Source organism: Agrococcus sediminis (assembly GCF_007923295.1).
Taxonomy (GTDB): Bacteria; Actinomycetota; Actinomycetes; order Actinomycetales; family Microbacteriaceae; genus Agrococcus; species Agrococcus sediminis.
In genome coordinates, this window is the sequence record NZ_VOIR01000012.1 from 301,559 (window position 1) to 321,675 (window position 20,117).

A 20,117-nucleotide genomic window follows, 5' to 3' on the forward strand; every position below is an offset into this window, starting at 1 on the left:
TTACACGACGCCCGGCGCAGACCCCAACCTGACGCCGAGCGTGCGCACCCGGCGGCGCTCGTGCATCCCCTGCTCGACCTTCTCGCCGCCGTCCTCGTGCCAGCCGTGCTGCTCGTAGAAGGTCGCGGCGCGCTCGTTGCCGGCGAGCACCCACAGGTAGGCGCGCTCGTGGCCGTCGGCGGCGAGCCTGCGCTCCGACTCGGCGAGCAGCGCGTGCCCGACGCCGCGCGACCAGCGGTCCTGCATCGCGTAGATCGCGTAGAGCTCGCCGGTGACGCCCTCGACCCGGTCGTAGGCGGGGCCGCACATCGCCCAGCCGACCACCTCGCCGTCGGCCACCGCGACGAGCTCGTGCCGGCGCGCATCCGCGTGGTGCTCCTCCCAGAGCTCGACGCGCCGCTCCGCCTCGCGCTGCACGTCCATGCGGTCGAGCACGCTCTGCGGCACGAGGCCGCGATAGGCGGCCCGCCACGTCTGCACCCGCACCTTTGCGATGCCGGCGGCGTCGTCGATGCTCGCGTCGCGCACGTTCGCGGTCATGCTGCCGCCCCCTGCCGGGTGTCGATGACGCAGAAGCGATTGCCCTCGGGATCCTGCATGATCACGTAGTCGGCGTCGGCGGGCCGCTTCGGCCAGTGCACGCGCTGCGCCCCGAGGCGCTCGAGCCGCGCGACCTCGGCGGCCTGGTCGTCGGCGTAGAGGTCGAGGTGGATGCGCGGGGGCAGGGTGCGCTCGGAGGGCGCCGCGTCGAGCGAGACGTTCGGCCCCGGGCCCGACCGGGGCCTCAGGGGTGCGAAGTCGTCATCCATCGGCAGCCTCGGCTCGTAGTCCAGCGCCTCCGTCCAGAAGCGCAGCTGACGATCGACGTCGGCGCATCGGATCACGACGGAGCCGATGGTCAGCATGGCGTCACCGTAGCGGCGGAAGCCTCAGGAATGCTCCGCTTTTGGTAACGTTGTCCGCAAACTTTTGCGGCGGCTCGGCCCGCGACCCGCGTGGGCGGCTCCCGATACCCTCGCACGCATGGCCAGAGCACCCGGATACCGCTGCGCCGAGTGCGGATGGACGAGCCTCAAGTGGGTCGGCCGCTGCGGCGAGTGCCAGCAGTGGGGCACCGTCGAGGAGGTCGGCGCGACCGTCACGCGCATCGCGCCCGCGGCCGTGCCCGCGTCGCGCGCCGCACGCCCGATCACCGAGCTGCAGGCGGGCGATGCGCCGCGCTGGCCGACCGGGATCGGCGAGTTCGACCGCGTGCTGGGCGGCGGCATCGTGCCCGGCGCGGTCGTGCTCTGCTCGGGCGAGCCGGGCGTCGGCAAGTCGACCCTGCTGCTCGCGGTCGCCGCGACGGCGGCCGCCGCGGGCCGGCGCGTGCTCTACGTCTCGGGCGAGGAGTCGCTCGCCCAGGTGCGCCTGCGCGCCGAGCGCACCGGCGCGCTCGAGCCCGAGCTCTACCTCGCCGCCGAGACCGACCTCGCCACGATCCTCGGCCAGATCCAGGCGACGGCTCCCGAGCTCGTGATCGTCGACTCGGTGCAGACGGTCGCGAGCGCCGACAACGAGGGCCTCGCGGGCGGCCCGAGCCAGGTGCGCGACGTCGCCGCCGCGCTCACGCGGGCGGCGAAGGCGGCGGATGTCCCGCTGCTGCTGGTCGGGCACGTCACCAAGGACGGCTCCGTGGCCGGGCCGCGGCTGCTCGAGCACCTCGTCGACGTGGTCGCGCACTTCGACGGCGACCGGCAGACGGCGCTGCGCTTCGTGCGCACCTCGAAGAACCGCTTCGGCCCCACCGACGAGGTGGGCTGCTTCGAGATGACCGGCGACGGCATCCTCGAGGTGCCCGACCCCTCCGGCCTCTTCCTCTCCCGCTCCGCGACGCCGCTCGCCGGCACGTGCGTGACGGTGGCGCTCGAGGGCCGGCGCGCGATCCCGGTCGAGGTGCAGGCGCTCGTCGTGCAGGCCTCGACGCCGCAGCCGCGCCGCGTCGTGAACGGCGTCGACGCCTCGCGCGTCGCTATGGTGCTCGCGGTGCTCGACCGGCACGCGGGCCTCCACCTCGGCGGCTTCGACGTCTACGTCTCGACGGTCGGCGGCATCCGCATCACCGAGCCCGGTGCCGACCTCGCGATCGCGCTCGCGATCGCGAGCGCCCACCGCAACGTGGCGCTCCCCCGGCAGCTCGCGGCGATCGGCGAGATCTCGCTCGCGGGCGAGATCCGCGCCGCCTCGGCGGTGCAGCGCCGCGCCGCCGAGGCGCGGCGCCTGGGCTACTCCCGCGTCGTCGACGACTCGGTCGGGCTCGTGCGCGCGGCCGTCGCCGACGCCATGCGCGTCGGCCGCGCCGACCCCGCGCCGGCCCCCGCGCTCGCGGCGGTGCCGCGGGGCTGAGCGACGACCGCTGCGCCGCTACGGCTGCAGCCGCTCGAGCACGTCGGCGGCGGCCTGCCGGCCCGAGCGGATGGCGCCGTCGACGTGCTGGTAGCCGCGACCGGCGTAGTCGCTGCACGCCCAGTGGATGGGCCCCACCGGCTGGCGCTGGTCGGCGCCGTAGCGGTGCAGACCGCCGAGGTCGTAGCTCGCGGCGTAGGCCCCGCGAGTCCACTCCTCGCTGCCCCAGTCGCTCTCGTAGTAGACGACCGGCTCGAGCGCCTCGGGCCCGAGGTAGCGCGCGATGGAGGCCAGGACGCGCTCGCGCCGCTCCTCGTCGCTCCAGCGGAACGCCTCGTCGGCGTGCTCATCCGAGACGAAGCCCACGAGCGTGCCGCGCGCATCCTCGTGGTTGGTGTTGTCGTAGAGCTCGTGCACGAGCTCGTGCGGGCCGAAGCCGGTGCCCGAGAGCCCCGCGTCGCGCCAGAAGGGCCGGTCGTAGACGGCGTGCACCTTGATGACGATGCCGAGCGAGAGGTGCTGGTGCAGCTGGTGCTGCCGGCGCGGGAGCGGCGGCTGCACGTCGATGCGGGTGATGAGGTTGGGCGGCACTGCCACGATCACCCGCCGCCCGCGCGCCACGACGCCGTGGGCGACGACCGTCACCGCGTCGTCGCCGCGCTCGATCCGGCGCACCGAGGCACCGAGGCGCACGGCGTCGCCGAGCTCCTCGGCCATGCGCTCGCTCACCCGCTGCATCCCGCCGACGACGCGGCGGTCGAGGATCTCGTCCTCGTCGAGCAGGTTGGCGAAGCCGTCGGCGCTCGCGGCCATGAGCAGCGCCTGCAGGGTGGAGAAGGCGTGCGACGGCTTCGTCAGCATCGCGGGCCCGATGAAGAGCGCGACGAGGTGCGCGGCCGCGGTGTCGTCGGTCTGGCCGGCGAGCCACGCCTCGAACGAGACGGTGTCGAGCTCGCGGGCCCGCGGGTGCGCCCACGGCGCCTCGGGGTCGACCTCGGCGACGAGCGCCTCGATGACGGCGACCAGGCGGTCGACCTCGGTCGCGGTCTCCGGCGCGATCGGGAAGTCGCCGGTGAAGCGCACGGCGCGGCCGCCGTCGACGTACACCGACTCGCCGTCGCGGTGGCGGGGGAAGGTCTCGAGGCCGAGCGCCTCGATGGTCTCGAGCAGCACCGTCTGGTGCGGCGAGACCCACTGGCCGCCGATCTCGAGCATCGCGCCGTCGACGACGTCGGTCCAGGTGCGCCCGCCGACGCGGTCGCGCGCCTCGAGCACCGCGACCGAGCGGCCCGCGGCCACGAGCGCGGTCGCGGCGGAGAGCCCCGCGGGCCCGGCGCCCACGATGACGACGTCGACCTCGAGCTCGGCCTGCTGCGCCTGTGCCACCGCGTCCTCCGATCCGGCCGCTCCGCGGCTCCCTGGCGAGACGATAGCGCGACCCAGCGGCGCGGCGGCTACTCGAGGATGAACTGCGTCGCGGCCGTCGAGGCGTACTCGCCGACGCGCACGCTGAGGCTGTACGCGGCGCCGCCTGCGGCGACCTGCGGGCGCTCGGCAGTGCACGAGTCGACCGAGGATGCGGTGCGATCCCACTCGACCGGCACCGTCGACTGCGGGGCGCCGGGCTCGAGCTGCACGACGTTGTCCTGCACGTCGGCCGCGCAGTCCGACCAGCGGTAGACGACCTGGTCGCCCGTGCGGATCTCGTACTCCTGCACTGCCGTGCCCGCGTTGAGCGAGCACGCGGCCTCGCCCGTGTTCTCGATCGTGAACGACAGCTGCACCCGCTCGCCCGCCGCGTAGGAGGAGCGATCGGTCGCCGGCGTCAACCGCACCTGCTCCGGCGCGCACGGCTCGGTGGGCTCGCCGGTCTCGGGTGTGCCGCCGACCGGGGTGAACGGCTGCGTCGGCGTGGGCGTGGGCGTCGGCGTCGGCGTCGCGCTCGGCTGCGGGCTGGGCGCCGCGGTGCCGGAGGGTGCGGGCGGCGGCGCGTCGCTCCCCGCCTCCCACGGCCGCCACACGAGCAGCACGAGCGCGGCGACGGCGACGAGGGCGAGCAGGCCGAGCAGCGTCCGTCGTCGGCGGACGGCGGCGCGTCGCTTCGCGGTGGATGCCTTGCTCACCGATCCAGCGTAGGCGAGCGGCGGCTCAGAGCCGCTTGAGCATGCGCGTGTTGCCGAGCGTGTTGGGCTTCACGTGCGCGAGGTCGAGGAACTCGGCGACGCCGCCGTCGAGGGAGCGCAGCAGCTCGGCGAAGACGTCCTGGCTCACGACCTGCTCCGCCACCTCCTCGTAGCCGTGGCGGCCGAAGAACTCGGTCTCGAAGGTGAGGCAGAAGAGCCGCGAGAGTCCGAGGTCGCGCGCCCGCTGCTCGAGGTCGACGAGCATCGCGTGCCCGACGCCCTTGCCGAGGGCGCCCTCGGCGACGGCGATCGTGCGCACCTCCCCCAGGTCCTCCCACAGCACGTGCAGGGCACCGCATCCGACGATCTGCCCGTCGCGCTCGGCGACCACGAACTCCTGGACGGCCTCGTAGAGGGTGACGAGCTCCTTGCCGAGCAGGATGCGCCGGCGCACGTAGGGCTCGATGAGGTCGCGCATCGCGCGCACGTCGCCCGTGCGCGCGCGGCGGACGGTCAGCGCGGCGGGGGCGGGGGCGGATGCGTCGGAGGTCACGGTCATCGAGCCTAATCGGCTCCGGCATGCACGCTCAGCGCGCGGTGCATCCGGCGCCACCCGACCGAGTCGAAGCGTGCCGGCGCCCGCCATGGCCGCGCGCACGCTCACTTCGCCCTAGTCGCGGATCGCCGCCTGGATGGCCGTCTCGATGTCGCTCGCCTGGGTCAGCTCGAGTCGCTCCCCGTCGACGAAGATCGTCGGCGTGCGGTCGACGCCGAGCGCGATCCCGGCCTGGAAGTCCTGCTCGACGCGAGCCTCCGTCGCGGGGTCCGCGACCGCCTCGTCGTACGCAGCCATGTCCAGCCCCAGCTGCTCGGCGTACCCGCGGAATCGGGCGGCCTCGGACTCGCGGGCCTCACCCCATTCGGGCTGGGTCTCGAACATGCGCTGGTACATCGCCTCGAACTCGCCCTGCTGCGCGGCGGCCTCCACCGCGATCGCCGCGTTCCGCGAGTTGAAGTGCCCCGGCAGCGGGAAGTACCGGACGCCGAAGGTCACCTCGCCGCCGTACTCCTCGCGGAGCGCTTCCATGGTGGGGTAGACGGCACCGCATGCCTCGCACTCGAAGTCGAGGAACTCCACCACCACCGGCGCGCCGGCGCCGGCATCGTCGAGCAGGTGCGTCGACGGATCCAGGACGGGCGGCGCAGCGGCAGCGGAGGCGGCAGGCGACGCCGGCCCGGCGCTCGTGTCTCGAGGCGCCCCGCTCTCCCATGGCCGCACGACGAGCAGCATCACCCCGATGAGGATGGCCGCGGCGGCGGCGATGATTGATGCCGCGATGACTGGACGAGTGCGCATCGCACCAGTCTACGGGCAGGGCGCGACGCATACCCCGTCGCACGCGTCCGCGCAGTCCTCGCCATCGCCTCCGCGATCCGCTGGACCGCAGCAGAGCTCGCCGCCCCACGCTTCCAACCCCTCCCGCACGGCCAGTGCGGCGACCAGCAGCGCGGCGACGGGATCGGCCCACCACCAGCCGAGCAGCCAGCTCGCCAGCAGTCCGAGCAGCACGGCGGCCGACAAGTAGGTGCAGATCAGCAGCTGCTTCGCGTCCGCCTGCACGCTCCGCGAGCCGAGCTCCTCGCCGGTGCGCAGCTCCGCGATCGCGAGCGCCGGCATGACGACGACGCTCAGCGCGGCGATCACGACGCCGACAGGGCTGGGATCCGCCGCCTCCAGCGTGACCAGTGCCGCCACAGCATCGACTGAGACGTAGGCAGCGAGGGCGAAGAACGCGATCGCGACGATCCTCACCGTCGCGGCTTCCCATCGCTCCGGATCGCTGCGTGAGAACTGCCATGCCACGGCCACCGCCGAGCCGACCTCGACCACGGAATCGAGGCCGAAGCCGATGAGCGCCGCGGAGGACGCGACAGATCCCGCCCAGATCGCGACCGCCGCTTCGACGACGTTGTACGCGATGGCGACTCCGACGATCCACCGCACGCGTCGGCGGAGGCGCGCGGCGCTCCAGGGATGTGCCGGCGGTCACGCTGCTGCCCCGCAGCAGCCCTCGACCGGGCATCCGGCTCCCAGGCACGGGACGCCCTCGTCGACCCGCAGCGTCACGGCGAGCATCGCCTCGATCGCCTGGGTCAGGTGCGGGTCAGCGATCTCGTAGCGCGCCTGCCGACCCTCCGTCTCGGAGACGACGATGCCGCAGCCTCGCAGGCAAGCCAGGTGGTTCGAGACATTGGTGCGCGAGAGCCCGAGATCACGTGCCAGCGCGGCCGGGTAGCCGGGCCCCTCGATCAGTCGGAGGAGGATTCGCGCGCGCGTCGGGTCGCCCATGGCGCGCCCGAGCCGGCCCATCGCATCGAGCCGGTCGACAGTGGTCAGCATATACTGACTATACATCGCAGAGTGACGCTTGATGACGCGCAGGCCGGTCGGCATCGACGGACCGAGCGGGCTCAACGGCCCCACCGGCTATCATCGGTCCGTCGGCGGCACCAGCCCAGCCCAGCCGGACACCGACCGGCGACCGACGCGACCCAGGAGCAGCACCATGCCAGAGCCGCGGGCCCGCGCGAACCACGCACGTCGCGCTCAGCGCCGACCGCGACAGGTCCGGCCGCGCCGGGTCGTCATCCTCCCCACGCCGTGAGCGGCTCCGACGCAGCGTGGTTGCCGCCCCCGAGCCTCGAGCAGTTCCTGCTCCCCGGCTCCACCGGTGCGCCGGTGCTCCCGGTGCTCGCGGCGATCATGGCCATCGCATACGCAGCGGGCGTCACGCGGCTGCGACGCCAGCGGCGACACTGGCCTCCGCTGCGCACTGCGTGGTTCCTGCTGGGCTGCGGCATGCTCGCTGCGGTCACCGGGACACGGATCGACGCCTACGGGCAGTTGATGTTCTCGGTGCTCATGTTCCAGCAGCTCGCGCTCATGATGGTGATCGCGCCGCTGCTCGCTCTCGGCTCGCCCGGCACGCTGCTGCTGCGGGCGACGCCCCGCCACGGCGCCGGCCGCGCCGTGCTCAGGGTCGCCGTGTCCGGGCTGCGCTCGCGGGCAGCCCGCTTCGCGCTGCACCCGGCGCTCGTCATCCCCTTGATGCTGCTGTGCTTCTTCGGGCTGTACGTCGGCGGCGCGGCGGATGCGCTGCTGCAGGTCGATGCCGGACACATCCTGATGGAGGCGGCATTCCTGCTCGTGGGGCTCCTGATCACGGTACCTCTGGTGTCCTCGGATCCGCTGCCCCGGCGACCCTCCTACCCGGGCCGACTGCTCGACATCTTCCTCGAGATGCAGGTCCATGCCGCGTTCGGCCTGGTGATGCTGTTCTCGTCTGCGCCGTTCGTCCGCCACTTCGCGACGTCTGCGCCTGCGGAGTGGCGCGTCGACCCCGTGCACGATCAGGGCGTCGCCGGCGTGCTGGCATGGACGTTCGGAGAGCTGCCGCTCGTGACGATGCTGGTCGTGACGCTCGCGCGCTGGCAGCGCCGCGACCGGTCGCGAGCAGGAGCCCAGCAGCGCCGCGCCGATCAGGAGACAGAGGCGTACAACGCCTACCTCGCCCAGCTGCGGCAGCGCGACCTGCGCGGCGACGGGGACCCGGAGGCGTGACGCCACGACGACCGTCGTGGCGCGACGGGCGGCACCGTCGTCCGACGCTGCGACCCCTTGCGCTGTCGTTATCGTTCCGTTACCTTCGAGGTTGCGTGTGCGTCAGCGAGCGGTGCAGAGGACAGCACTCCGCACGCCCGCGCCCCGGTTCCGCTCGGAACCCTTCCGCTCAGGGCCTGCGGATGCCGCAGCCCTGCTCCACGACTCGACCCGAGGACAGCTTGCCGCGTGACGCTGGACGTTGACCGAGCATCCCGCTCGACCCCTGATGCGCCTCAGGCGCAGACCCGCAGGGCCGCCCGTGAGCGGGAGCGCGCGGCTGCCGCCATCGCGAGGACCGCTGCAGAGGCTCGGGCGGCGGCGCGCACGACCGTCATCGCGGGGTCTCCCCCGATCTACTCGAGCCGCCGCGCGCTCCGGGAAGCCGCGACGCGCTCGGCGGAGTCGCTCGAGGTCCGCGTGACCGGCCCGACGTACGCGCCCCCGGTCGTCGCGGTGGACGCTCCCGCCCTCGGTGTGGGCGGCGCTCACGTGCCGATCGCCCGGCCCGCTCGATCCCCACGACCGGTCGGCGAGCGCCAGGCCCCGACTCGGCGCCCCGCTGCGGTGCGCGGCCGAGCTCGCAGCTTCGCACGGAAGGCCACCGCCGGCGCTGCGCTCGTGTTCATCGGCTCGCTCGTCGTGGTCACCTCCATGCCTGCGCAAGCGGTGCAGCCTCCCGGGGAGCTCGATCCCCAGGTGGCGCAGCTCGAGCCCGAGACGCAGTCGCTGGATCCGGTCGCCGCAGATGCCAGCACGGTCTTCGCCCGTGACGACATCGTGGTCAGGGACCCCCTCGAGAGCGCGCTGATGTCCGAGGGTGAGCGTGCGGCCCTCCAGGCTGTCGCCGACTCAGAGCCCGGCGGCTCCTACTACGGCGGCCGCCCCGCATTCCCCGCCACCTGGTCCATGATGGAGACCGACTACGTGCAGACGCCGTTCCCCCAGGTCACGCAGCTGCCGATCTCGAGCGGCTTCGGGTACAGGTCCGGCGGCTTCCACGGCGGCACCGACATCCCATTGGCCCCTGGACAGGAGATCCGTCCAGTCGCCAACGGCGTGGTGTCGGCGGTGTGGCAGGGCGACAACCCCGGGGGCGGCGGGTACGCCGTCTTCGTCGACCACAACATCGACGGCCAGTTCGTCCAGTCGTGGTACCCGCACATGCAGGCGGGGTCGATCCGCGTGGAGGTCGGCCAAGTCGTCGACATCTCGACCGTCCTCGGCGGGGTGGGCAGCACGGGCCGCTCGACCGGCCCGCACCTGCACCTCGAGATGAAGAACAGCGACTACGTGTCGTTCGACCCGCTCAGGTGGCTGCAGACCCGAGAGACGCGCCTCGAGGTCGGGTAGCGGCCGAAGGCCCCCGTGGCGCCGGCGTGACTCGTTCGACGCCGGCGACGCAGCGGCTACCGTGGCCTCCAGGCGCAGCAAGTCGGCTCACGCGCCCGTGAGCACGAGCCACAGCAGCACGGCGTTGAGCGCTGCGAGCGCTGCGGCCGCGACCCCGCCGGCGATCGTCGTCCAGATGCGGTTCACGTGCGGCCCCATGAGCCGGCGGTCGGCGGTCAGGCGCACAAGCGGGATGAGCGCGAAAGGGATGCCGAAGGAGAGCACCACCTGGCTCAGCACCAGGGCGAGCGTCGGATCGACGCCGAGCCACAGCACGACGAGCGCTGGGACGAGCGTGACCAGCCTGCGGGCGAGCAGCGGGACGCGGACGCGGAGCAGGCCCTGCATGATCTCCGCGCCCGCGTACGCGCCCACCGAGGTCGAGGCGAGCCCGGACGCCAGGAGCCCGATCGCGAACATGGTCGCCACGACCGGCCCGAGCGATGCACCCAGCGCGGCGTGCGCGCCCTCCAGCGTGTCCGTCCCCTCGACGCCTGCGAGGTTCGCGGCCGCAAGCAGCATCATCGCGACGTTCACGCTGCCGGCGATCACCATCGCGACCGAGACATCGATGCGCGTCGCCCGTAGCAGCCGCGGCGTGCTCAGCGCGCGCCGATCGCGGAAGCGGTCGCGCGACAGGCTCGAGTGCGCGTAGATGGCGTGCGGCATGATCGTCGCGCCGAGGACGCTGACCGCGAGGAGCACGGAGCCGGAGCCCTCGAACCGAGGCACGAGCCCGGCCGCGATGCCGAGGGGGTCGGGCGGAGCGACGACGACTCCCCAGGTGAAGCCGAGCACGATCACGGCGAGCAGGCCGATCACTACGTGCTCGAACGCGCGCGGACCCCGCTGCGACTGCACCGCCAGCAGCACCAGCGAGACACCGCCGGTGATGAGCCCGCCGACGAGCAGCGGCACGTCGAACAGCAGCCAGAGCGCCACGGCGCCGCCGATCACCTCGGCGAGGTCGGTCGCCATCGCGACGCCCTCGGCCTGGATCCAGTAGGCGATCCGACCGGCGCGCGATCCGATGCGCTCGCCGCACAGCTCCGGGAGGCTCTTGCCTGTCACCACGCCGAGCTTCGCCGACAGGTACTGGATTAGCCAGGCGACGAGGTTGGCGCTCACCACGACCCAGATCAGCAGGTAGCCATGGCGTGCGCCCGCCGTGACGTTGGAGGCGACGTTGCCGGGATCGAGGTAGGCCACGCCGGCGACCAGCGCCGGCCCGAGCAGCAGCAGCGCTCCGGGCGCAGGCCTCTTCCTCGTCGTCGCGGCGAACGTCATTGCGCCATCGTAGACCTGATTTCGGCTGGCCGAATAATCTGCTTGCGGTATGCCGAGACGCTCTTCCGCCCGCGGCGCCCGGCACGGCCTCAGGGATGACGCACGGCGGCCGACTCCTGCTCGCTGATCCGCGATGTCTCCAGCTGGAACGTGGAGTGGTGCACCGAGACGGGGAAGTGCTCGGCGACGCATCGCTGGATGTCCTCGAGCACCTCGACCGCGTGCCCATCGGCGAAGCAGCTGTCGTCGACCACCACGTGAGCGCTGATCGTCGGGAGGCCCGTCGCGACGGTGGACGCATGCAGATCGTGCAGCTCCTCGACGTGGTCGAGCTCGAGGATGTGTCGGCGCACGTCGTCGAGGTCGAGGTCCTTTGGAGTGAACTCCATGAGGACGCCCGCGGTCTCCTTCATCAGGATGAGCGCTCGGGGCGCGATGAGCGCGGCGATGAACAGGCCCGCGATCGCGTCCGCCTGCTGGAATCCTGTCGTCCAGATGACGATCGCAGCGGCGATGACGCCGAGCGAGCCGAGCGCATCGTTCAGCACCTCGAGGAACGCCGCGCGCATGTTGAAGTTCGCGCCGCGGCCGGACGACAGCACCAGGATCGCGATGATGTTGACGACGAGTCCGATCACGCCGAACACCACCAGCTCGGACGCCGGGATCTCCGGGGGCTCGAACAGCCGACGGATGCCCTCGACGGCGGCATACACCCCTACGGCCAGCAGCAGCGTGGCCTGGCCGAGCGCGGCGATCACCTCGATGCGACGGAAGCCCCAGGTGCGCCGTGATGTGGCCGGACGCCGCATGAGCGACGCGGCGATCAGCGCCACCAGGAGCCCCGCGGCGTCGGTGACGGCATGCGCCGTGTCGGTCAGGAGGGCGAGGCTGCCCGTCACGACCGAGCCGATCAGTTGGGCGACGACGATCGTCGCTGTCAGCGCGAACGCGATGCCCAGACGGACACGGAAGTCGCCGGTCGCCGCGGGGGCACCGTCGGTCGATCCATGGCTATGCCCGGCGGCCATCGGGACCCTCCTCCCCGGTGGCGCCCGCGACCACTGCTGCGTGCGAGCTGATATGCGAGCAGGGCCGCTGCTGCGCGCCGGCCGCCTCGAGCAGTCGCTCCGCCGCCGCGGCCAGGCGCTCGAGATCCTCCGGATGCGCCAGCGCGTACCAGGTCGCCCGCCCGTCGGCCCGGGCGTTGACGAGCCCGCAGTCGGTGAGGAAGGCCATGTGCTTGCTCACCGTCGACTGCGCGAGCCCCAGATGGCCCACCAGATCGCGCACCCGGTGCTCGCCGGTCGACAGGTGCTGGAGCACGCGCAGTCGCGAGGGCTCCGCGAGCGCTTGGAACAGGTGCGCGAACGCCGTCGTCATCCCGACATCGGCGTCGCCGCGCTCGAGTATCATCGTCATGCAGCGATGCTATCTCCGCCGCGCTCTCGTCGCCACCCGTGCCGACGCATCCGCAGCCCGGGCCGGCTCGGGGCAATAGCGTGGAGGCATGAGCGATGAGATGACGGGCAGGTCGAGACCGGTCGCGGCCCGCGTGCGGCTCGTTCCCCGCCGCGGATGACGCTGCGCTTCCTCCGGGCCCTGGACCGGCACCAGGTGCCGCTCTACATCGCCGCGATCGCGGCTGGGGGCGGGCTGGGACTCCTCGCACCCCGCGCTGCCCCGGCTCTCGAGCGGGCGATCGAGCCCGCGCTGATGCTCCTGCTGTTCGCGACGTTCCTCTGCGTGCCGATGACCCAGCTCGGTCGAGCGCTGCGCGACGTGCGATTCCTCGCGACCGTGCTCACGGCGAACTTCGCGCTGCTGCCGCTGCTGGCGTGGGGCCTGTCGCTGCTGGTCGCCGACGACCGGGGCCTCCTCCTCGGCGTGCTGCTCGTGCTGCTCGCGCCCTGTGTCGACTACGTGGTCGTCTTCGCTGGCCTCGCGGGCGGTGCGGGTCCGCGCCTGCTGGCGGCAACGCCATTCCTCATGCTCGTGCAGGTGATCCTCCTGCCGGTCTACATCGCGCTCTTCGCAGGAGCCGAGCTGCTCGGCGTGATCGAGCCGGCGCCGTTCGTCGAGGCGTTCGTGCTGCTCATCGCCATCCCGCTCGCGGCGGCCGCGACCGTCCAGTCGCTCGCACGGAAGCATCCCGCCGCGGGCGCGATCACGACCGCGATGGCGGATGCGACGCCACCGCTCATGATGCTCGCACTCGCCGTGGTCGTCGGCTCGCAGGTCGCCGCGGTCGGGTCGCAGCTCCAGGTGCTCATGCGTGTCGTGCCCCTCTTCGTGGCGTTCGCGGGCGTCGCGGCGGCACTCGGCGTGCTCGTGAGCCGCATCGCCAGGCTCGACGCGGCCGGCGAGCGGGCAGTCATCTTCTCGCTCGCGACCAGGAACTCGCTCGTCGTGCTGCCCTTGGCGCTCGCACTCCCGCCGGCAATGGCGATCGCGCCGCTCGCGGTCGTGACGCAGACCCTCGTGGAGCTCGTCGTGATGGTCGTGCTGGTGCGCGTCGTCCCGCAGGTGACGCCAGCGCGAAGCGCTTGACCGCGGGCGGCGCGGGACGGCCAGCGCGGCGTGAGGGGCGGGACCGAAGCCCCGCCCCTCGCGCCGATCATGCGACTACGAGCACGACGTCAGCGCCGCCACCTCTGCGCTCAGCGACGGCTCGCCGCCGACGAGCGTGAGCGTCGGCATCTGCAGCCGCTCCAGCTCGTCGAGGATGCGCTGCGGCACGCAGTCGGTGCGCGTGATCAGCAGCGGGGCGTCCTGCGCGCCGGCCGCCGCGCCGCCCGCGAGGGCGTCGGGGAAGACCAGGCCGGATGCCAGGTAGGCCCGCTCGACCGGGGCGTCGAACGCCGAGGCCGTGATGATGGCGCTCGTGGCGTAGCGGTCGGAGCCGCCGAGGCGGTTGACCGTGAAGCCCGCGTCGACGAAGTCGCCCGCGATCGACGACGGGACGGCCTCGGCCGAGCCCGCGATGCGGATGCGATCGGCGCCGAGCTCGTCGAGCAGCGCGGTCGTGGCCTCGGGCACCTCGGTGCTCGTGCTCACGAGCAGCAGCGGCCAGTCGAGGTGACCGGCGGCGGCACCGGCCGACAGGCCGTCCGGGAACCGCGTGCCGGCGGCGACGTACGCGCCCTCAGCACCCTCGAAGGCGTACTCGGCGACCAGGCGGCTCGTGTGGTACCGGTCGGAGCCGCCGAGGCGGTCGACCTGCTCCACCGACGCGATCGCGGCGATCTGCGCCTCCGTCTCCGCGCTGATCGACGGCTCGCCGCCGACGATCACGACGCGAGCGGCGCCGAGGCGCTCGATCTCGTCGAGCACGACCTCAGGGGCCTCGGTGAGGCGCGTCAGCAGCACCGGTCCGCCCTCGTGCGCGGCGGCCGGGCCGGCCGTCAGCGCGTCGGGGAAGAGCTGGCCGCTCGCGACGTAGACGACCGGAGCGCCGCCGGGGTAGGCGTCCTGCGACACCTGCACGGCCGTCTCGTACCGGTTGACGCCGTCGAGGCGCTCGGTCGTGAGCGCGATCGGCATCGAGAACGGCACCGCGGTGCCCGAGGCCGTGCGCAGCTCGAAGCGGTCGCCCGCGACGGGCAGCGGCGCCTCGAACTCGACGGTCGCCGAGTCGTCGACCACGGGGAACGTGCCCAGCAGCTCGTCGCCGTAGTGCAGCTCGAGCTCGGTGCTGACCGGCGTGCCGAGCGACGTCAGGTCGATCTCGTTCACCGTGAGCGACACGGGAGCGCCGATCGCGACGGGCGCGGTGGGCAGGCCGACGACCTCGAGCTGGCGGCGCGAGAAGTCGGGCGAGATCGGCGACTGCGCCTCGATGTACGCCGCGAAGGCCTCGGAGTCGACCAGACCCGAGTCGCGGTCGTCCGTGCCGGCGATCAGGCCGCGGAAGTTGTCGCCGCCGGAGAGCAGGAAGCTGGGCACCGCGACGCGGTACGTGTCGTCGGCGGCCACCTCGGCGCCGTCGACCCAGATGCCGGTGATGCGCGAGCCCTCGGCGAGCGTCGAGTCGTAGGTGTACTCGACGTTGTCGCTGAGCCCCAGCTGCAGGTAGGCGCGCGAGGGCACCTCGCCCGCGGCGTTCCGCTGCCACTGCTGCTCGAGCACGACGCGCAGCTGCTCGCCGGTGAGGGTCGTGGTCCACAGGTTGTTCGCGAAGGGCAGCACGGCGGCGGCCTCGCCGACCGTCACGATGCCGTCCTCGGTCTCGCCCTCGCCGGCCTCGTAGAGGAGCTCGGCGCGCAGGCCGCCCGGGTTGGTGATGCCGATCTCGGCGCCGCCGCGGTTCTCGGGCGCGAGCTGGTCGCGCAGCATGTTGGCCACGAGCGTGCCCATGGTGGATGCGCTGCCGCGGTCGTCGCGCTCGTCGGCCGTGAAGGCGGTGGTGATGTCGCCGGTGATCTCGCCGAGCGGCTCCTGGCCGATGACGGCCGCCTGCTCGAGCGCTGCCTCGGTGATCTCGGCCACGGCCGCGACGCGCGGGTAGGTCGCGATCAGCTCGTCCTGCGGCGTCTGCGTGCGCGGCACGATGCGGGCCAGGTCGAAGCTGGCGACGCTCGTGGCCGGGTCGACAGTCGCGACGAGCTGGCCGAGCTGCGCTCCGTAGGACGACGTCTGGATGATCGGGCGCACGTCCTGCTCGCTGCCGTCCGGAGCGGGCGCGAGCCACGAGTAGGACTGGTGCGTGTGGCCGTTGAAGATCGCGTCGACCTCGGGGGCGGTGTCCTCGACGATCGCGCGGAACGCGTCGCTGTCGGCCATCGCGGCGGTGAGCGCCGCGGCCTGCTCCTCCTGCGGAGCGTTCGGGGCGAGGGTCGCCTGCGCGCCCTCGTGGTACTCGGCGACGATGAGGTCGGCCTCGCCGTTGGTGGCGTCGCCGTCGGAGAGCTGGGCGGCGACCGCGTTGACCGCGGCGACGGGGTCGCCGAACTCGACCCCGGCGATGCCGGACGGGTCGACGAGCGAGGGGGTCTCCTCGGTGACGGCGCCGATGACGGCCACGGTGACGGCGTCGTCGCCCTCGCCGACGGAGAAGGTGGCGTAGGAATCGCCGATCGGCGCACCGTCGCGCGTCGCGTTGGCGGCCAGGATCGGGAAGTCGGCCCGCTCGTCGACGCGGCCCTGCAGGTCGTCGATGCCGCGGTCGAACTCGTGGTTGCCCGCGGCGGATGCCTCGAGCTCGAGCGCGTTCAGCACGTCGATCGTGGGGGCGTCCTGCTGCACGGCCGAGGCGTACAGCGACGCGCCGATGCTGTCGCCGCCCGAGATGACGAGCGAGTTCGCGTCGCCCTGCTCGGCCCGCAGCTGCTCGACGGTGCCGGCGAAGCTCACCGTGTTGCTGTCGATGCGGCCGTGGAAGTCGTTGAAGTGGATGAGGTTGACGACGGTGCCGTGCGCGTCGGCCGGGGTGTCGCCCCCGCCGTCCGTCGCGAGCGCCGCGGACGGGGCGACGAGCAGCCCGAGTCCGACCGCGCAGGCGGCGCCGGCCGCCAGGTTGCGCTTGAAGTGGTTGTTCACTGTGGTTCTCCGTTGCAGGGGATGTGAGGCGCGCGAGGCACGCCACTCGCGAGCCTATGAAGTTCTCTCGCGAACCGCGAGGGCCAATCGCCTCCCCCTGGTGAACATCCGGTAACGGTCCGAGCACGACGAAGAGGGAGGGGACCCGCCGGGTCCCCTCCCTCTTCGTGCGGCCTGGCTCGCCGCGCCGCCGTCAGGCGTCGGCGGGCGCCAGCTCCGGCTCGTGCGGCTCCGGCGACGTGTGCGTGAAGACGAACTCGTCGTCGACGAAGTCGACCGTGACGTGCTCGCCCGAGCCCAGCTCGCCGTGCAGGATCCGCTCGCTCAGCGCATCCTCGATCTCGTGCTGCACCGCTCGACGCAGCGGCCGGGCGCCGAGCGCCGGGTCGTGGCCGATGTGGATGAGGCGGCGCTTGGCTGCCTCGGTCAGCTCGATCGTCATGTCGCGGTCGAGCAGGCGCTCCTGCAGCCGCTTGATGAACAGATCGACGATCTGCAGCAGCTCGTCGGGGCTGAGCTGCGGGAAGACGATCGTCTCGTCGACGCGGTTGAGGAACTCGGGCTTGAAGTTCTTCTTGAGCTCCTCGCGGACCTTCGCGCGCATCCGCTCGTAGTCGTTCTCGCTCGAGCCCTCGAGCACGAACCCGACGGGCCCGCCCGAGATGTCCTTGGTGCCGAGGTTGGTGGTCATGATGATCACGGTGTTCTTGAAGTCGACCACCCGGCCCTGGCCGTCGGTGAGACGACCCTCCTCGAGGATCTGCAGCAGGGAGTTGAAGATGTCGACGTGCGCCTTCTCGATCTCGTCGAAGAGCACGACCGAGAACGGCTTGCGCCGCACCTTCTCGGTGAGCTGGCCGCCCTCCTCGAAGCCGACGAACCCGGGAGGGGCGCCGAAGAGCCGCGAGACGGTGTGCTTCTCGCTGAACTCGGACATGTCGAGCGAGATCAGCGCGTCCTGGTCGTCGAAGAGGAACTCGGCGAGCGCCTTCGCCAGCTCGGTCTTGCCGACGCCCGTGGGCCCGGCGAAGATGAACGAGCCGGAGGGGCGGCGGGGGTCCTTGAGGCCCGCGCGCTGCCGGCGGATGGTCTTGGCGAGCACGCTGATCGCCTCGTCCTGGCCGATGACGCGCTGGTGCAGCGCCTTCTCCATGAAGATGAGCCGCGCCGACTCCTCCTCGGTGAGCTTGAACACCGGGATGCCGGTCGCGTTCGCGAGCACCTCGGCGATCACGCCCTCGTCGAGCACGCCCGTGGGGCCGCCGTTGCCGGAGCGCCACTGCTTCTCGGTGCGGAGCCGCTCGCCGAGCAGCTCCTTCTCCTCGTCGCGAAGGCGCGCCGCGGCCTCGAAGTCCTGGCCCTCGATCGCGGCCTCCTTGCGCGTGCGCACGTCGGAGATGCGGTCGTCGAACTCGCGCAGCTCGGGCGGGGCCGAGAGGATCGACAGGCGCAGCCGGGCGCCGCCCTCGTCGATCAGGTCGATCGCCTTGTCGGGCAGGAAGCGGTCCTGCACGTAGCGGTCGGCGAGGTTGGCCGCGGCGACGAGCGCGCCGTCGGTGATCGTCACCTTGTGGTGCGACTCGTAGCGGTCGCGCAGGCCCTTGAGGATGTTGATCGTGTGGGCGACCGACGGCTCGTTGACCTGGATCGGCTGGAAGCGGCGCTCGAGCGCGGCGTCCTTCTCGAAGTGCTTGCGGTACTCGTCGAGCGTCGTCGCGCCGATCGTCTGCAGCTCGCCGCGGGCGAGCAGCGGCTTCAGGATGTTGGCCGCGTCGATCGCGCCTTCGGCCGCGCCGGCGCCGACGAGCGTGTGGATCTCGTCGATGAAGGTGATGATGTCGCCGCGGGTGCGGATCTCCTTCGTCACCTTCTTGAGGCGCTCCTCGAAGTCGCCGCGGTAGCGGCTGCCCGCGATGAGCGAGCCGAGGTCGAGCGTGTAGACCTGCTTGTCCTTGAGCGTCTCGGGCACCTCGCCCTTGACGATCGCCTGCGCGAGGCCCTCGACGACGGCGGTCTTGCCCACGCCGGGCTCGCCGATCAGCACCGGGTTGTTCTTCGAGCGGCGCGAGAGGATCTGCATGACCCGCTCGATCTCCTTCTCGCGGCCGATGACGGGGTCGAGCTTGCCGTCGCGCGCGGCCTGCGTGAGGTTGCGGCCGAACTGGTCGAGGATCTGCGATCCCTTGGCGTCGGTCTGCTGCGTCTGGTCGCCCCCGACCGTCGTCGACTCCTTGCCCTGGTACCCCGCGAGCAGCTGGTTGACGGTCTGGCGCACCCGGTTGAGGTCGGCGCCCAGCTTGACGAGCACCTGCGCGGCGACGCCCTCGCCCTCGCGGATGAGGCCGAGCAGCACGTGCTCGGTGCCGATGTAGTTGTGGCCGAGCTGCAGCGCCTCGCGCAGGCTCAGCTCGAGCACCTTCTTGGCGCGCGGCGTGAACGGGATGTGCCCGGTGGTCTGCTGGCTGCCGGTGCCGATCATGTCCTGCACCTGCGCGCGGACGGCGTCGAGCGAGATGCCGAGCTGCTCCAGCGCCTTCGCGGCGACCCCGTCGCCCTCGTGGATGAGGCCGAGCAGGATGTGCTCCGTGCCGATGTAGTTGTGGTTGAGCAGCTTCGCCTCTTCCTGGGCGAGCACCACGACCCGGCGAGCGCGGTCGGTGAACCTCTCGAACATCGCTGCCTCCCTTCCTTGAGATTCGAGCGTAGCCGCGCGGGTTCGCGGACACGGCCGTGTTCGCTGTCGGCGGCACGGGGCGGATGGCCCGCAGCGCTCGAGCGCGCAGCGCGCTTGACGCGCATATCGATCATCGATAACTTATCGACATTCGATTCGCTGAACGAAGGAGTTCGCGATGACCGCACAGACCGCCAGAGTCCTCTCCCGCACCGATCGCGCCGTGCTGCGGCTCGTGCAGATCGCGGCGTGGGTCGGTGCGGCGCTCACAGCCGTGACGACCGCGCTGAACGCCACGCTCCCGCTCCTCCAAGGCATGGGGGCGGCGCCGCTGCTCGTGCAGCCCGAGCTGCCGGAGCCGCTGGCCGGGCCGACGGAGGGCATCGCCGTCGTGAGCACCCAGTCGCTCGACACGGTCGTCTTCCTCACCGGCCAGCCGACGCACCTCACCCTCGCCATGGTTGCCGCGCTCGTCGCGCGATCGGCCGGCGTCGCGCTCGTGCTCGTCGGCATCGCCATGCTCGCCGGCCGATTGCTGCGCGGACGCGCATTCCTCCAGGCTGCGCAGCTGCCGCTCGCGCTCGTGCTCATCGGCGCAGCCGCCGGGCCGATCGTGGCGGATGCGCTCGAGGGCTGGGTGAGCATGGGCACGTGGCAGGCGATGGGCACCCCGGCCGGATACGGCGCGGTCGCGGCGTTCAACCCCGCGGCCATCTTCTTCGGCCTCGTCGTCGCGACGCTGATGACGGTGTTCCGCGTCGCCGACCGCGCCGAGCGGGACGCCGACGGTCTCGTCTAGTGCCGGCCGAGGAGGACCTCTCGCGGCTGCACTGCCGGCTCGACGAGCTGCTCGAGTCCCGCGGCATGACGCTCACCGCCCTCGCCGAGGCGGTGGGCGTCAGCCTCGTCAACCTCTCGGTGCTGAAGAACGACCGTGCCCGGGCCATCCGCTTCTCCACCCTCATCGCGCTGTGCGATGCGCTCGAGTGCCAACCCGGTGACCTCTTCACGGTCGGCGCTCACGGAACGCAGGGGTGACATCGGTAGCCTCTGAGAG

At 72.3% G+C, this 20,117-nt stretch carries 19 protein-coding genes; 6 read left to right on the forward strand and 13 right to left on the reverse strand.

The annotated features are described in order from the left end of the window. Both FQ330_RS05105 and FQ330_RS05110 read right to left on the reverse strand, forming a co-directional pair. Positions 1–540 (reverse strand): GNAT family N-acetyltransferase, encoded by a 540-nt coding sequence (locus tag FQ330_RS05105; protein ID WP_146355737.1) that lies wholly within the window; start codon positions 538–540, stop codon positions 1–3. Next, positions 537–905 (reverse strand): VOC family protein, encoded by a 369-nt coding sequence (locus FQ330_RS05110; RefSeq protein ID WP_146355738.1) that lies wholly within the window; start codon positions 903–905, stop codon positions 537–539. The genes FQ330_RS05105 and FQ330_RS05110 overlap by 4 nt, the downstream gene beginning before the upstream one ends. A 118-nt stretch (positions 906–1,023) precedes the next feature. On the opposite strand from FQ330_RS05110, the gene radA reads away from it, so the two are divergent. Beyond that, on the forward strand, positions 1,024–2,385 hold the full coding sequence (gene radA, locus FQ330_RS05115; protein ID WP_128188754.1) for a DNA repair protein RadA: 1,362 nt from the start codon (positions 1,024–1,026) through the stop codon (positions 2,383–2,385). A gap of 18 nt (positions 2,386–2,403) precedes the next feature. On the opposite strand, the gene FQ330_RS05120 is transcribed toward radA, so the two are convergent. The 6 genes from FQ330_RS05120 to cmtR form a co-directional block, all read right to left on the reverse strand. Next, a complete protein-coding gene (locus FQ330_RS05120) occupies positions 2,404–3,771 on the reverse strand; it encodes a flavin monoamine oxidase family protein (RefSeq protein ID WP_146355740.1) in 1,368 nt (455 codons plus the stop codon). A 68-nt stretch (positions 3,772–3,839) separates the two neighbouring features. Continuing rightward, complete coding sequence (locus FQ330_RS05125) at positions 3,840–4,508, reverse strand: hypothetical protein (protein ID WP_146355742.1); 669 nt, start codon at positions 4,506–4,508, stop codon at positions 3,840–3,842. A 25-nt stretch (positions 4,509–4,533) separates the two neighbouring features. After that, complete coding sequence (locus FQ330_RS05130) at positions 4,534–5,067, reverse strand: amino-acid N-acetyltransferase (RefSeq protein WP_146355744.1); 534 nt, start codon at positions 5,065–5,067, stop codon at positions 4,534–4,536. Positions 5,068–5,178: 111 nt separating this feature from the next. Continuing rightward, positions 5,179–5,865, reverse strand: coding sequence for a DsbA family protein (locus FQ330_RS05135; protein ID WP_146355746.1), 687 nt, complete (start codon positions 5,863–5,865; stop codon positions 5,179–5,181). Positions 5,866–5,874: 9 nt separating this feature from the next. After that, entirely contained in the window at positions 5,875–6,513 is a 639-nt protein-coding gene (locus FQ330_RS05140) for a cation transporter (protein WP_146355748.1), read from the reverse strand. A gap of 42 nt (positions 6,514–6,555) precedes the next feature. After that, on the reverse strand, positions 6,556–6,909 hold the full coding sequence (cmtR, locus tag FQ330_RS05145) for a Cd(II)/Pb(II)-sensing metalloregulatory transcriptional regulator CmtR (protein ID WP_128188788.1): 354 nt from the start codon (positions 6,907–6,909) through the stop codon (positions 6,556–6,558). Between the two features lie 261 nt (positions 6,910–7,170). On the opposite strand from cmtR, the gene FQ330_RS05150 reads away from it, so the two are divergent. Together FQ330_RS05150 and FQ330_RS05155 are read left to right on the forward strand one after the other, a co-directional pair. Beyond that, entirely contained in the window at positions 7,171–8,130 is a 960-nt protein-coding gene (locus FQ330_RS05150; RefSeq protein WP_225792697.1) for a cytochrome c oxidase assembly protein, read from the forward strand. Between the two features lie 738 nt (positions 8,131–8,868). Continuing rightward, positions 8,869–9,522: a M23 family metallopeptidase gene (locus FQ330_RS05155; RefSeq protein WP_164877049.1), complete on the forward strand. Its 654-nt coding sequence runs from the start codon at positions 8,869–8,871 to the stop codon at positions 9,520–9,522. An 87-nt stretch (positions 9,523–9,609) separates the two neighbouring features. Here FQ330_RS05155 and FQ330_RS05160 read toward each other — a convergent pair whose 3' ends face one another. The 3 genes from FQ330_RS05160 to FQ330_RS05170 form a co-directional block, all read right to left on the reverse strand. Further along, a complete protein-coding gene (locus FQ330_RS05160; RefSeq protein ID WP_128188761.1) occupies positions 9,610–10,848 on the reverse strand; it encodes an Nramp family divalent metal transporter in 1,239 nt (412 codons plus the stop codon). A gap of 89 nt (positions 10,849–10,937) precedes the next feature. After that, positions 10,938–11,879 carry a cation diffusion facilitator family transporter gene (locus tag FQ330_RS05165; protein WP_128188762.1) on the reverse strand — a complete coding sequence of 314 codons (942 nt, stop codon included), beginning with the start codon at positions 11,877–11,879 and terminating at the stop codon, positions 10,938–10,940. After that, positions 11,863–12,270, reverse strand: a complete 408-nt coding sequence (locus tag FQ330_RS05170) for an ArsR/SmtB family transcription factor (protein ID WP_146355750.1) — start codon at positions 12,268–12,270, stop codon at positions 11,863–11,865. Before FQ330_RS05170 ends, FQ330_RS05165 begins: the two co-directional genes overlap by 17 nt. 156 nt (positions 12,271–12,426) lie before the next feature. Here FQ330_RS05170 and FQ330_RS05175 point away from each other — a divergent pair, with 156 nt between their 5' ends. Further along, positions 12,427–13,398 carry an arsenic resistance protein gene (locus tag FQ330_RS05175; RefSeq protein WP_128188764.1) on the forward strand — a complete coding sequence of 324 codons (972 nt, stop codon included), beginning with the start codon at positions 12,427–12,429 and terminating at the stop codon, positions 13,396–13,398. A gap of 75 nt (positions 13,399–13,473) precedes the next feature. Here the strand turns inward: FQ330_RS05175 and FQ330_RS05180 are convergent, their stop codons facing one another. Together FQ330_RS05180 and FQ330_RS05185 are read right to left on the reverse strand one after the other, a co-directional pair. Beyond that, positions 13,474–16,386, reverse strand: a complete 2,913-nt coding sequence (locus FQ330_RS05180) for a cell wall-binding repeat-containing protein (protein ID WP_146355752.1) — start codon at positions 16,384–16,386, stop codon at positions 13,474–13,476. Positions 16,387–16,579: 193 nt separating this feature from the next. Continuing rightward, complete coding sequence (locus FQ330_RS05185; RefSeq protein ID WP_128188766.1) at positions 16,580–19,060, reverse strand: ATP-dependent Clp protease ATP-binding subunit; 2,481 nt, start codon at positions 19,058–19,060, stop codon at positions 16,580–16,582. Between the two features lie 178 nt (positions 19,061–19,238). On the opposite strand from FQ330_RS05185, the gene FQ330_RS05190 reads away from it, so the two are divergent. Further along, entirely contained in the window at positions 19,239–19,859 is a 621-nt protein-coding gene (locus tag FQ330_RS05190) for a hypothetical protein (RefSeq protein ID WP_128188767.1), read from the forward strand. Then, complete coding sequence (locus tag FQ330_RS05195) at positions 19,859–20,098, forward strand: helix-turn-helix domain-containing protein (RefSeq protein ID WP_128188768.1); 240 nt, start codon at positions 19,859–19,861, stop codon at positions 20,096–20,098. Before FQ330_RS05190 ends, FQ330_RS05195 begins: the two co-directional genes overlap by 1 nt. Positions 20,099–20,117: the final 19 nt, after the last annotated feature.